Annotated in this window: 8 protein-coding genes; all 8 read left to right on the top strand. The window is 62.6% G+C overall.

The features are described 5' to 3' along the window. Positions 1-110 precede the first annotated feature (110 nt). The 8 genes from V5E97_RS37610 to V5E97_RS37645 all read left to right on the top strand — a co-directional run bounded on the left by V5E97_RS37610 (position 111) and on the right by V5E97_RS37645 (position 12,654). Complete coding sequence (locus V5E97_RS37610) at positions 111-1,190, top strand: AAA family ATPase (protein ID WP_406696672.1); 1,080 nt, start codon at positions 111-113, stop codon at positions 1,188-1,190. Next, complete coding sequence (locus tag V5E97_RS37615) at positions 1,147-2,046, top strand: DUF58 domain-containing protein (protein ID WP_406696673.1); 900 nt, start codon at positions 1,147-1,149, stop codon at positions 2,044-2,046. Before V5E97_RS37610 ends, V5E97_RS37615 begins: the two co-directional genes overlap by 44 nt. Positions 2,047-2,155: 109 nt before the next feature. Next, positions 2,156-4,363 (top strand): BatA domain-containing protein, encoded by a 2,208-nt coding sequence (locus tag V5E97_RS37620; RefSeq protein WP_406696674.1) that lies wholly within the window; start codon positions 2,156-2,158, stop codon positions 4,361-4,363. 12 nt (positions 4,364-4,375) lie between these two features. Further along, positions 4,376-6,775, top strand: a complete 2,400-nt coding sequence (locus V5E97_RS37625; protein ID WP_406696675.1) for a VWA domain-containing protein — start codon at positions 4,376-4,378, stop codon at positions 6,773-6,775. Positions 6,776-6,825: 50 nt separating this feature from the next. Continuing rightward, the gene (locus V5E97_RS37630; RefSeq protein WP_406696676.1) at positions 6,826-9,804 is read left to right on the top strand and encodes a DUF4175 family protein; all 2,979 of its coding nucleotides are present in this window, start codon (positions 6,826-6,828) and stop codon (positions 9,802-9,804) included. A 74-nt stretch (positions 9,805-9,878) separates the two neighbouring features. Continuing rightward, entirely contained in the window at positions 9,879-10,661 is a 783-nt protein-coding gene (locus V5E97_RS37635; protein ID WP_406696677.1) for a hypothetical protein, read from the top strand. 2 nt (positions 10,662-10,663) lie between these two features. Continuing rightward, positions 10,664-11,542: a hypothetical protein gene (locus V5E97_RS37640; protein ID WP_406696678.1), complete on the top strand. Its 879-nt coding sequence runs from the start codon at positions 10,664-10,666 to the stop codon at positions 11,540-11,542. A 5-nt stretch (positions 11,543-11,547) separates the two neighbouring features. After that, entirely contained in the window at positions 11,548-12,654 is a 1,107-nt protein-coding gene (locus V5E97_RS37645; RefSeq protein ID WP_406696679.1) for a prenyltransferase/squalene oxidase repeat-containing protein, read from the top strand. Positions 12,655-12,669: the final 15 nt, after the last annotated feature.

A 12,669-nucleotide genomic window follows, 5' to 3' on the forward strand; every position in this document is an offset into this window, starting at 1 on the left:
AGTCCCGCCTTGCCAAAAAAAATAATGGGGACTGGCCAACAAGTCTCGCCGCTGTCTTTGAAATGATCGAACCGGCCGAGCCGCCGAATCCGTCCCAGGGAGTTCCAGGCGTGAGCGACGAACCGACAACCCAACCACTCCAGAACGACGACCTCGCCGCAGTCGAGCGACTCAAAGACGCGTTCGACAAGCTCAAGAGCGAGATGGGCAAGGTCATCGTCGGCCAGCAAGCGGTCCTCGAAGAACTGCTCATCGGCATCTTCGCCCGCGGCCACTGCCTGCTGATCGGGGTTCCCGGCCTGGCCAAGACCCTGATGATCCACACGCTCGCCGATGCGCTCAACCTGAGCTACAACCGAATCCAATTCACCCCCGACCTGATGCCGTCGGACATCACGGGAACGGAAGTGATCCAGGAAGACAAGGCGACGGGCGTTCGCCAGTTCAAGTTCCTCCGCGGTCCGATCTTCGCCAACATCGTGCTCGCCGACGAAATCAACCGCACCCCTCCAAAAACCCAGGCCGCGCTCCTGGAAGCGATGCAAGAGCGTCAGGTGACCGTGGGGGGCGATCGACACCGGCTGCCGGACCCCTTCTTCGTCCTCGCGACGCAGAACCCGATCGAGCAAGAAGGGACCTACCCCTTGCCCGAGGCCCAGCTCGACCGGTTCATGCTCAATATCCTCGTGGACTATCCCGACGAGGACGAAGAACTCGAGATCGTCCGGCTCACCACCTCACTCCAGAAGCCGAACGTGACCAAGGTCCTCTCCGGGGCCGACATCCTCGAGCTTCAGGAGATTGTCAGGAAGGTTCCGGTGGCCGACCACGTCTCGCGCTACGCCGTCAAAATTACCCGGATGACCCGGCGCGAGAAGGGGGACGTTCCCGACTTCGTCCGCGACTACGTGAGCTGGGGAGCCGGCCCGCGGGCCAGCCAATTCCTCGTGTTGGCGGCCAAGGCCCGCGCGGTGCTCTACGGACGTTACTATGTGTCAACCGAAGACATCCGCGCGGTCGCGGGGCCCGTGCTTCGGCACCGGATCGTCACGAACTTCAACGCCGAGGCCGAAGGCCTCAAGCCCGACGACATCGTCAAGCGACTGATCAAGGCCGCCCCGATCGACGAGCACGAGGCTGAGCAAAGTGGAAAACTCCCAAAAATATTTAAATCCGCAAACGCTAGCTAGCCTCGAAGGCCTCGACCTCCAGGCACGCCTGGTGGTCGAGGGCTACGTTGCAGGCATGCACCCGAGCCCCTATCACGGCTTCTCGGTGGAGTTCGCCGAGCACCGTGAGTACGTGCCCGGGGACGACATCCGACACGTCGATTGGAAGGTCTGGTCCAAGACCGACAAGCTCTATTTGAAGCAGTATGAGGAGGAGACGAACCTCCTCTTGTACTTGCTTCTCGATACGAGCGAGTCGATGGGTTATGCCTCGGGCAACAACGTCACGAAATTGCAATATTCGCAATTCGTGGCCGCGGCGCTCGGCTACATGGTGCTCCAGCAACAGGATTCCGTCGGCCTCGCTCTGTTCGACGACATGGTCCGCCGCTACCTCAAGCCGGCCGGGCAACCGTCGCACCTCAAAGAGCTGATCCACCTGATGGACACCTCCCCCGCGCGGGAGAAGTCGGACCTCTCGCTCGTGTTCCACGACCTGGCGGAACGATTCAAGAAGCGCGGGGTCATCGCCATCTTCTCCGACCTCTTTGATGACGTCCCCAAGATCGTCGCCGGCCTGAGGCACTTTCGACATCGCCGCCACGAAGTGATCGTCTTTCACATCCTCGACCCGGCCGAACTCGACTTTCCGTTCCGGGACACCACTCTTTTCAAAGGGATGGAGGGGATGCCCGAGATCCTCACCGAACCCCACGCCCTCCGTCGGGCCTATCAAGCCGAGATCAGTGCCTACCTGGCCGAGGTCAAGAAGGGATGTCAGATGATCGACATCGACTACGTTCCGATCCGGACCGATATGGACCTCGACCTGGCCCTGTCGTCTTATCTCGCCTCCCGCGCCGCCCGAAAACGGTAGAGTGAAGTTCGACCGGGCGTACCGGTCCATGTCCGCGGTTTTTTTTTGTAAGATTCCAGCCCTAAGGCCCAGGCCCCCGCGCCAGCGAGTTCAGGAAGAGGAGACGACGTTGGACTTCCCGATCGTGCTGGCCCTGAACTTCGCCAATCCCGCACTGCTCTGGGGCCTGGCCGCGGCGTCGCTACCGCTCATCATCCACCTCCTGAACCGGCGGAAATACCGCGAGATTCCGTGGGCGGCGATGCGGTTTCTCCTGGCCGCGATGCAGAAGAACTCACGGCGAATTCGAATTGAGAATTGGCTCTTGCTGGCGATCCGGACGCTGGTGATCCTGCTGGTCGTCTCGGCCATGGCCAAGCCTTTCCTCGAAAGCCTGGGGGCGCTACCGATCATCGCCGGGCAGCGGACCCACCATGTCCTCGTCCTCGACGGCTCGCTGAGCATGGCGTACTCGACGGGTGAGACGACGCGTTGGGAACAAGCCAAGGCGCTGGCCAAACAACTGGTGAAAGACACGAGGCGTGGCGATGCCGTCAGCGTGGTCCTCATGGCCGATCCTCCTCGGATCTTCATCAAGGACCCGTCCCCAAACCACTCCGAGGTCCTCAAAGAGATCGAAGGAATCACGCTCCCCCACGGCGGAACCGACCTGGCCGCGAGCTTCGCCGCGATCGACCGCGTCCTCGAGGCCTCGCCGATCGCTCAGAAAGAGGTCGTCTTCCTCACGGACCTCCAGACCGCGAGCTGGCGTAAACCCGAGGGAGACAAGGACGAAGGACTCAAGCGTGCCGTCGCCAACCTCTCGAAACGGCAGACCCGCTCAGTCGTGATCGACCTGGGAAAAGCCGGAGGCGCCAACCGGGCCGTGACCGAACTGGGAGTCACGCCCCCGCTCGTGACCTCGGGGACCTCGAGCTTGATCCGCGCAGTCGTCCGGAACTTCGGGCCGGAAAAGTCTGAAGGGGTGCACGTTCGCCTGATCGTCGACGGTCGGCTCGGCCCCGAGGAGAGCGTTGACCTGCCGGTGGGCGAAGACCAGGCCGTGGTCTTCCGGCACACGTTCGGCACGCCCGGCGACCACGACGTCGAAGTTCAGATTGACGACGACCCGCTCCCACTCGACAACCACCGTTGGCAAGCCGTGCCGGTGCGCGAATTCCTCAACGTCCTGCTCGTGGACGGCCATTTCAAGCCCGAGCCGTTCGAGGCCGAGACCGACTTTTTGGCCGCGGCACTGAACCCAGCCTCCGATTCGACCGGGACGCCGAGCATGATCCGGACGACGGTCGTCTCCGAGTCCCAGCTTTCCCGCCTCGAGCTGGCCGCTTTTGACACGGTCGTCCTCTGTAACATCGCCCAGTTCACCGAGTCGGAGGTCAACTCACTCGATGACTACCTGAAGCAAGGGGGAGGCGTCGTTGTGTTTGGAGGCGACCAGGTCGTCCCCGAGAACTACAACCGGCTCCTCTATGCCGACGGCAAGGGGCTTCTGCCGGCCGCGATCGGGGCGAACGTGGGCGACGCCGCCAAGAAGAACGAGTCGGCGTTCGGATTCCTGCCGCTTGGCTACCGCCACCCGATCATCGAAGAGTTTGCCAACGAACCGGAGACGGTCCAGGCCAGCCTGACCGGGACGAGAATCTACGAGTTCCACAAGCTGACGCTTCCCAAGGGGTCGCGGGCCAAGATCGCGTTGGCGTTCGAGAACGGCGACCCGGCCGTGATCGAGATCCCCAGGTATCGCGGCACGGTCATTCAGGTGGCCACCTCGGCCGATTCGGGGTGGACGAACTGGCCGGTGCACCCGAGCTATCCCCCCGTGATGGAGAAGATCGTGCTGGAGGCCGCGGCCGGACGGCTCGCCGAGCGGAACGTCCAGGTCGGGCAACCGCTCGCGCAATCGCTGCCGGCCAGCGGGGCCTCGGCCGCCGTGACCGTCCTCACCCCGGACAAACGGAGCCTTACGACCAAGCTCCGGGCCGAGGGAGGAGTCAGCCAGTTCCACTTTGAAGACACGGAGATCTCGGGCCCTTACCAAGTGAAGGTTGGCCCCCCTTTGGCGGTGGAGAGCCTGTTCACGGCCAACCCGAACCCGGCGGAGAGCGACCCGGCCAAGCTCGATCGCGCCGGTCTGGCGGCCGCGGTGCCCGGCTGGAATTTTGCCTATCTGACGAACTGGAAGGAACTCTCGAGTAACGCCGGTGCTGTGAGCCGGCGCGGGGAGCTTCATCGCCCTTTCCTTTACGGGGTCTTGGTGCTCCTTCTCCTCGAGTCGGTCTTGGCCTGGATTTTCGGACACCATGCATCCCGAGCGTGAGGACGGTTGACCGTGATCGAGTGGCTGCTGCTCAAAATCGCCGACCGACTTGGAGTCGAGCCCGCGCGGGCCGGAGAGGCGATCGTTCCCCAGATCCGCTTCGAGCAGCCCTGGCCGCAGGCTGTCTGCATCTTCATCGTCCTCGCCACCGTGGCCCTGATCGTCTGGCTCTATCGCCGAGAGGGGAACGCCTCGTTCCTCTACAAGATGGGGCTCGCCACGCTCAGGATCACCCTCGTCCTGCTGACCTTGTTCATGCTCTCCGAAGCGGTCCTCTCGGTCGAGCGGACCGGGTTACCTTATTTTGTCGTGATGGTGGATGACTCGGCGAGCACCCATGTCGCCGACCAGTATGCCAACCCCTCGACAAAAACAGCGCTCACGGACCTGACCAAAAAGGCCGACCCGAGCCGGCTCGAGGTGGCCAAGGCCTGGCTGGAGCGCGACGACGCCCAGATCCTCCGCGAGTTACAGAAGCAGAATAAGGTCCGACTCTACCTCGTCTCCTCGTCGGCACGAATGCTCGCCGAGGTCGACAAAGCGGACGAGGTCCAACCGGCAATCGAGAAGCTTCGCAAGGTCGAGGCCATCGGGGGGCAGACCCAACTGGGAGAAGGGGTTCGGCAAGTCCTCACCGAGCTTCGCGGAGCGCCCCCATCGGCGATCCTGTTGCTGAGCGACGGGCAGACGACCGATGGTATCGGCCTGGCCAAAGCGGCCGAGTTGGCCGCGCGGAAGGGGGTACCGCTTTATACCATCGGGCTGGGCGACCCCGAGCCGGCCCGGGACCTCGAGCTGACGGAACTTCTCGTTGACGAAGTGGTCTTCGTTGATGATATGGTCCGGTTTCAGGCGAAGTTACTGTCGCGTGGATTCGCCGGCCAGGAGGTCGTGATCCGCCTGAAAGAGCGCGATCGAACTTCCAGCGATCCCCAGTCGACACGCGAACTCGAATCGATCCGGGTCAAGGCTCCCCCCGACGGTCAGCCGCTTCGCGTCGAAATCGGCCACAGGCCCAAGGAGACCGGGGATGTCACCTACACCCTCGAGGTCGATCCCCGCCCCCGTGAGCTCCAAGCGGAGAACAACCGGATCGTGCGGACCATCAACGTCCGCAAGGAGAAGCTCAAGGTCTTACTCGTCGACGGCGAACCGCGATACGAGTATCGCTACCTCAAGAACTACCTGGAGCGCGAGGAAACCATCGACCTGAGCGTCCTCTTGATCTCCTCCGACCCCGAGTACAGCGAGCAAGACCGGTTCGCGTTGCCCACCTTCCCCGCCGCCAAGGAAGATCTCTTCGCCTATGACGTCGTCCTGCTAGGGGACGCTGACCCAAGCTACTTGAGCGTCTCCCAGATGCAGAACCTCTCCGATTTCGTCACGGAGAAGGGGGGCGGGCTCCTGTTCATGGCCGGGGCCGGCTTCAACCCGCTGCACTACAAGGCGACCCCGCTGGAGGTCCTCCTGCCGATCGAACTGGCTGAAGCACGCGACCCGACTGCTGTCGGGAACGCGATCACGGCGTTCCGCCCCGAGCTGACCGGGGAAGGGCGGGCCAGCCCGATCTTCCGATTTGGGGACGATGAAGCCTCGAGCACACAGATCTGGCAAAACCTCCCTGAGCTCTACTGGTACATGGAAACTCCGCGCAAGAAACCAGCCGCCGTGGCACTTGCCGAGCATCCCACGCAAATCGGGCCGGATGGGAAGCTCCCGATCTTTCTCTACCAGTTCGTGGGCTCGGGCAAAACCATGTTCAGCGCCGTCGATGACACCTGGCGCTGGCGATTCCGCGGCGGCGATCGCTACTTCGACCGCTACTGGATCCAAACGATTCGGTTCCTGGCGCGAACCAAGCTCACCGGCCAGAAGCAGGCCGAGATCGAAACCGACCGCCGCCGCTATCAGCGGAATCAACCGATCCAGATCCGGGTCCGGTTCCCCAACCCTGCGCTGGCCCCGACCCGCGGCGAGGTTGTCGTTCAGATCGAGCGCAAGGGACAAGGACCGAGAAAGCTGACCCTCAAGCAATCACCGGGCACCCGCAACCTGTTCGAGGGCGCGCTCGCCCAGGCCTCCGAAGGCGAGTATGAGGTCCGTCTCCTTCCCCCGCCGGTCCTCGTGGGCCCGGCCCCGCTCGCGACCTTCCGGGTCGATGCCCCGGCCGGTGAAATGGAACGGGTGCAGATGAACGAGGCCGAGTTGATCCGCGCGGCAACGACCACGGCCGGCAAGTTCTACACCCCCGAGAACACGGCCACCCTGCTCAAGGATCTCCCGAAACCACAGAAAGTTCCCCTCGATACCGACCCCCCCATCCCGCTCTGGAACACATGGCCAATCCTGGTCCTCTTCCTGACGGTGATCGGGGCGGAATGGGTTTTGAGGAAACGCAAGCAGATGGTATAATTGTCGTTAGAATCATCAATGTCTGGCCATGTTCCGGGCGGGAGGCCGACGTGGTTACCAGTCTCGAGTCCAGAATCGCAACGCTCCGTGCTCAAGTTCGCCGCGTCCTGGCGTTGCACGGGATGAGTTGGGTGATCGGCCTGGTCGTGCCGATCATCATCTTCGTCGGCCTACTCGATTGGATGGTTCATCTCGATTCGTTGGTTCGACTGGCTGCACTGGTCGGGCTCATCGGATACGGGTTCTGGCTCAGCTTTCGTTATGTGATCACTCCTCTGGTCCTGCGCTTCCCCGACCTCGACATCGCCATGCGGATCGAGGAGCGTTGGCCCGGCTTGAATGACCGGCTGGCCAGCACCGTGCAGTTCCTCCGGATGTCCTCCGACGACGATCGCTTCGGCTCGCCCTTGATGCGTGAGGCGACGATTCGCCAGACGTTGGTGGAGACCCAGTCGATCGACTTCCGCGAGGTCATCGAACCCAAGCCGGTGGTTCGCGCCCTGGGCGCAGCCTCGGCCGCCTTGATCCTGGGCCTGACCTTCCTCCTGGCCGCCCCCAATCTGAGCACGATCGCGTTGAAGCGTCTGTTCCAGCCGTTCGGATCGACCCGCTGGCCGCAGCAGACTCATCTCAGCCTGCTCGACCGCGAAACGCCGAACAAAGTAGCGCGAGGCGAGCCCTTCACCCTGGGCGTCCGCATCGGCAAGGGGGAGACCGTTCCGGCCTCAGCGCGGGCCACCTACCGGTTTGCCAATGGCGAGGTTGTCACGGAACCATTGCGGGCTGTCGAAGGCGGGATTTTTCGCGGCCGGCTCGAGTCGGTCGAACGCGACTTCAACTTCTCCGTTGCCGCGGGGGATGATTCCACCTCGATTCGTAATGTCGCGGTCAGAGTCGTCCCACCTCCTGCCTTGAAGCAGGTCGCGATTCGCCTGATCCCCCCGGCGTACACCGCGATCGCCCCGTTCACGCTCGCCGCGGGGAATACCCAGATCCGCGCCGTCGAAGGCACCCAAATCGAGATCACCGCGACAGCGAACAAGCCGATCCGAACCGCCTCGCTCCATCTGGGCGAGTCGACGGCCCAGCAAGCTGTGACCTTCGATCAGGCCCGCACCCGGCTCACGACCAACTTCGTGGTAGCCACGTCGCTCCCCTTCTGGTTCGAGCTTCACGACACCGACGGTTTCGCCAATCGCGAAGCCCCGCGGTACGACGTCCGCGCCATCCGCGACGAGGCCCCTCGCGTCGTCATCGACCAGCCCCCCAACGACCGCGACGTCCCGGCCAAGGCGGTGGTCCCCGTTCAATTCACGGTTGACGATGACTATGGGATCCAGGCGGCAAAGATCCTCTATCAGACCGCCTCGGGGGGATCCGAGCCCACGAACGTGGTGGTCCTTCCCCTCTGGGATGCCAAAGGCCTGCCCCCCGGTCAACCCGCCAAACATCAAGAAGTGGCCTACGAGTGGAACCTGGCCCCGCTGAACCTTCCTCCGGGTTCCGTCATCACGTTCCACGCCGAGGCGCTCGACATTGATAACCTCAAGGGCCCCAACCTCGGCAAAAGTCGAGAGCTGCGGCTCCGGATCGTCTCGGAAGAGGAGATCGCCCGCCAACTCGACGACCAGCGTCGCGAAATCCGTGAGGAAACCGCCCGGATCCTCGCGATGGAGAAACAGGCGCAAGTCCCCGTCAATGACGCACTCCGCAAACTCGAGACTACCGACGCACTCGACCAGCCTGCGCAGGACGAGTTAAAAAATGCCGAGATGATTCAGCGTCAGGTCGCCAGTCGGATCAACAGCCACACCGACGGCTTGGACCAAAAGATCAACCGCTTCCTCGACGACCTGAAAAACTTCAAGGTCCCCAATCCCGACGCGGCGAAGCAGATGCAGGAAATGCAGGCTGGCGTCGAACGAATCCGGGACAAGCATCTTGGCCCCGCCGAACAGGGCCTGACTCATGCCGCAAAGAACCTGGAGGAGGCGCAAGCGGCGAAGCCGAAGAGTTCCCAGAACCAGGGTGAGGTGGCGCGTCCCACCCCCGATGCGGAACCGGGACGAGAGCAGCCCGCACAAGACGCCTCCCCTTCCAAAGCCGACGGCCAGAGTGCGGCCGCCACGAAGAAGGCCTCGCAGGACCGAGCGAAAGCAACGACCGGCCAGCCAAGTCCGGATCAGCCCGGAACCAAGAAAGCCGACGGCCAAGAGCCATCCAAAGAGGGAACGCAGCCGACCCCCGATTCAGCCAATCCAAAGGGGGGGACCGATGATCCGGCGAAAGCCAATCCACAGCCGCAACCACCACGCAATCGATTCAGTGAAATCGCCCGGAACAATCTGAAGGAGAGTGGGACGAATCAGCAGGCGATCGCCGACGAACTCCAGAAGATGCTCGACGGGCTCAGAGAATTTGAGACCTATCGGAGCGTGGTCAAGGATGCACAAAACCTGCTCAAAGAGCAGGAACAGACCATGAAGCAAACGGCCGACGCGGCGAGCAAGGCCGAGCTGATGGGCAAGACGCCTGAAAACCTCACGCCCGAACAGAAGGCGGATCTCGCCAACCTCGCCGATCGCCAGGGCAACGTCTCCCGAGGCCTCCAGGGCCTCCAAGAACAGATGAACGAGATGGCCAAGAAGCTCGAGGAGTCGGACCCGCTCGCCGCGGCCGCGCTCCGCGAAGCGGCCGACGAGAGCCGGAAAAAAGAGACCGCCGCCAAGATGGGCGAAACCGCCGATCGACTTGCCAAGAACCAGATGGGTGAAGCGAGAGCCGGCCAGGAGCAAGCGCGTCAGGAACTCAAGGATCTGGTCGACTCGATTCAGAACCGCCGCGAACGCGAGCTCGCCCGGCTCGTCAAAGAACTCAAGAACGCCGAGGCCGAGCTCAAAGCACTCAAAGAACGGCAAACCCAAAATCTCAAGAAGACCGAAGCGGCGAGAAAGAACCAGGACGCGAAGCAGCGGGCCGACGACCTGAAAAACTCGCTAAGGAACAAGAAGAGATTCAGAAAGAACTGAATAAGCAACTCAAGAAGCTGGCGAAGCTCAATGCCGAAGGGGCCGCCCAGGCCGGCTCCCGCGCTGCCGCCAAGATGAGCAAGGCCAAGGCTGACCTCGACCAGGACCAGGGCGAGCAGGCCGGCCAGGACCAGGAGGAAGCGCTCGCCGACCTTGAGGATGCCGAGGAGCAGGTCGCTCAAGCTCGCAAAGACCTCGAAGAGCAGCTCGCCATGGAGCAGCTCGCGAAGATGGGCGACGAACTCAAATCACTCGCGCAACGGCAAGCGAAGATGGTCGAAGAGATCACGAACTATGAGACGCTCCGAACCAAGCGCGAAGGCTCACTCACCATCGCGCAGCGGACCGGCGTCCGCGATCTGGGACGCGTCCAGGAAGGACTCAAGGAAGAGTCGGCCAGCCTCGCCGAGAAGCTCGAAGGAGCCCCGGTCTTCGCACTCACTCTGAAACGGGCCGGCGAGGCGATGGACAACGCGGCGCAGCGATTGCTGACCCTCAAGACCGACGAAGAAACCCAGCGTGCCGCGCGAGCGGCCGCCCGCCGGTTCGACCAACTCATCGCCTCGCTCAAACCCGACAAGCCCAAAAATGGCGGCCAAGGACAAGGGGGCGGCGACGGGCAGGGGGGGGGCGGTGGAGGCGACGGGATCCCGCCCGCCGCGCAGGTCAAGATGCTCAAAGCCTTGCAGGAAGAGATCAACGACCGAACGGAATTCTTCGACGAGCTCCGCCGCCGCAAACACGAGCTGACCCCTGTGCAGAATGAAGAGCTGGAGCGACTGGAAACCGATCAGGGGACGCTCGCCGACCTCGCTCGAGACCTGACCCGACCCAAAAAGGAAGACGGGGAGGACTGACCATGTCGAAGCTGCAACTGGTGTCGCTCACAACGACACTTGCCGCCACCTTACTCTTTGGATCGCTCGGCCGGGCCCAGGACCCTCCCAAGCCAGTCGATGATGCGCTCGAGCGCCTCCTCGAGAAGCTCGAGGGCACCAAGCCCGACGGGGACAAGGCGGACACGGTGAAGCCACCGTCGGAAGTCGCTCCCGGCGACAAGGACCTCGATAGCCTTCTTGAAAAGCTGGGACAGACTACCGACGCCCCCACTCCCGACGAACAGTCCAAGAGACCTGGACCAGGCTTGAAGCCCCCCACCCCTCCCGGCGACCAGCCGGAGAAGGCCAAAGGCGCTGAGCTCAAGGGCGACGCGAAAGGCCTCGACGAGCACCTCGAAGAGCTCACCGGACGGGCCTCGAAAAAGAAGGATCGTCAGAAAGAGCAAGGGGAGTCGAGCGGCCCTCTCTCCAAGGTGATCAAGGAGATGCGCGACGTTGAGCAGCGGCTGGGCAAAACGGACACAGGGGAAGAGACCAGGAAACGACAGACCGAGATCGTCAAGAATCTCGAACAGTTGATCGAACAGATGCGCGAATCCCAGTCGCAATCCCAGACCAAGAAGCAGTCGCAGATCAGCATGAAGCCCGCCAACCAGCCCGGATCCAAGGGGGGGCAGGAGAAGGGAGCCATGGCCAAGGGTGTTGGCGCCTCAAAGCCGGAGCGACCGACCGACAGGCATGCGAATGCCGGAGGCAAGGATGAGTGGGGACACCTGCCCGCCGAACTCAGGCAGCAAATGGTCAATATCTTCAAGGAAGAAGGGCTCCCGAACAAGGCGGAGCACATCAGGCGCTATTACCTATCCCTCTCTAAAAAGATCCTGACCCGAGAGGAGTAATCGCCGTGCGACGTCCCTTCCGTTCTGATTTCCCGACGATCCGGCTCGTGCTCATCGCGGCAATCGTGCTCGGTACCATCAATCCACAGGCCAAGGCACAAGCAACTGAGAAGCCCAAGGAAGCAGCCGGTTTTGGCGATGCGCGGCACGGCAAGATCCCGGAAGGGGCCGCCGAGATGCTCACCGATGAGACCGATCGCGCAATCAAAAGCGGTCTCTCCTGGCTCTCCCGCCAGCAAAACGCCGACGGGTCGTTCGGCTCGGCGACCTATCGAGGCAACATCGCGGTCACGAGCCTGGCCGGTCTCGCGTTCATGGCCTCGGGATCGAGTCCGGGCCGCGGCCCGTACGGGGCCAACATTGACCGAGCCCTGGTCTACGTAATGGACAACACTTCGCCCTCCGGCTTCATTGCCGTGCAGGCGGCGGCCACGCACGGGCCGATGTACTCGCATGGTTTCGGCACGCTCTTTCTGGCCGAAGCGTACGGCATGACGCATCGCCCGGAAATCCGCGAGAAACTTCAGAAGGCCGTTCGACTGATTATCGATACCCAGAACAATGAGGGGGGGTGGCGGTACCAGCCCGTGCGCCGCGATGCCGACCTCTCGGTCACGATTTGTCAGATCAACGCGCTTCGCGCCGCGCGGAATGCAGGTCTTTTCGTTCCCAAAGAGACCGTCGAGAACTGCATTCGCTACGTGAAGCAGTCGCAGAACCCGGACGGTGGGTTTCGTTACATGCTTCAGGGGGGAGCAAGCGCATTTCCACGGTCGGCCGCGGGCGTGGTGGCCTTGTATAGCGCCGCGGTTTACGACACCAAAGAGGTGGAGTCGGGCCTGGCCTACCTTCGCCAATACATGCCTGAGATCAAACTCGGAAGTCGCTACAGTCACTACTTTTACGGCCACTATTACGCCGCCCAGGCAATGTGGATCCGGGGTGGCGATGATTGGAACTCATGGTATCCCGCCATTCGCGACGAGTTGATTCACCGTCAACTGGCGACGACGGGGCACTGGCCTGATAGCATCTGCAATGAGTACGGCACGGCAATGGCGCTGATTATCCTTCAGATGCCGAACAACTTCCTGCCTATCTTCCAACGCTGAGCCCGAGGCGACCCC

Source organism: Singulisphaera photorubra (assembly GCF_045290345.1).
Lineage (GTDB): Bacteria > Planctomycetota > Planctomycetia > Isosphaerales > Isosphaeraceae > Singulisphaera.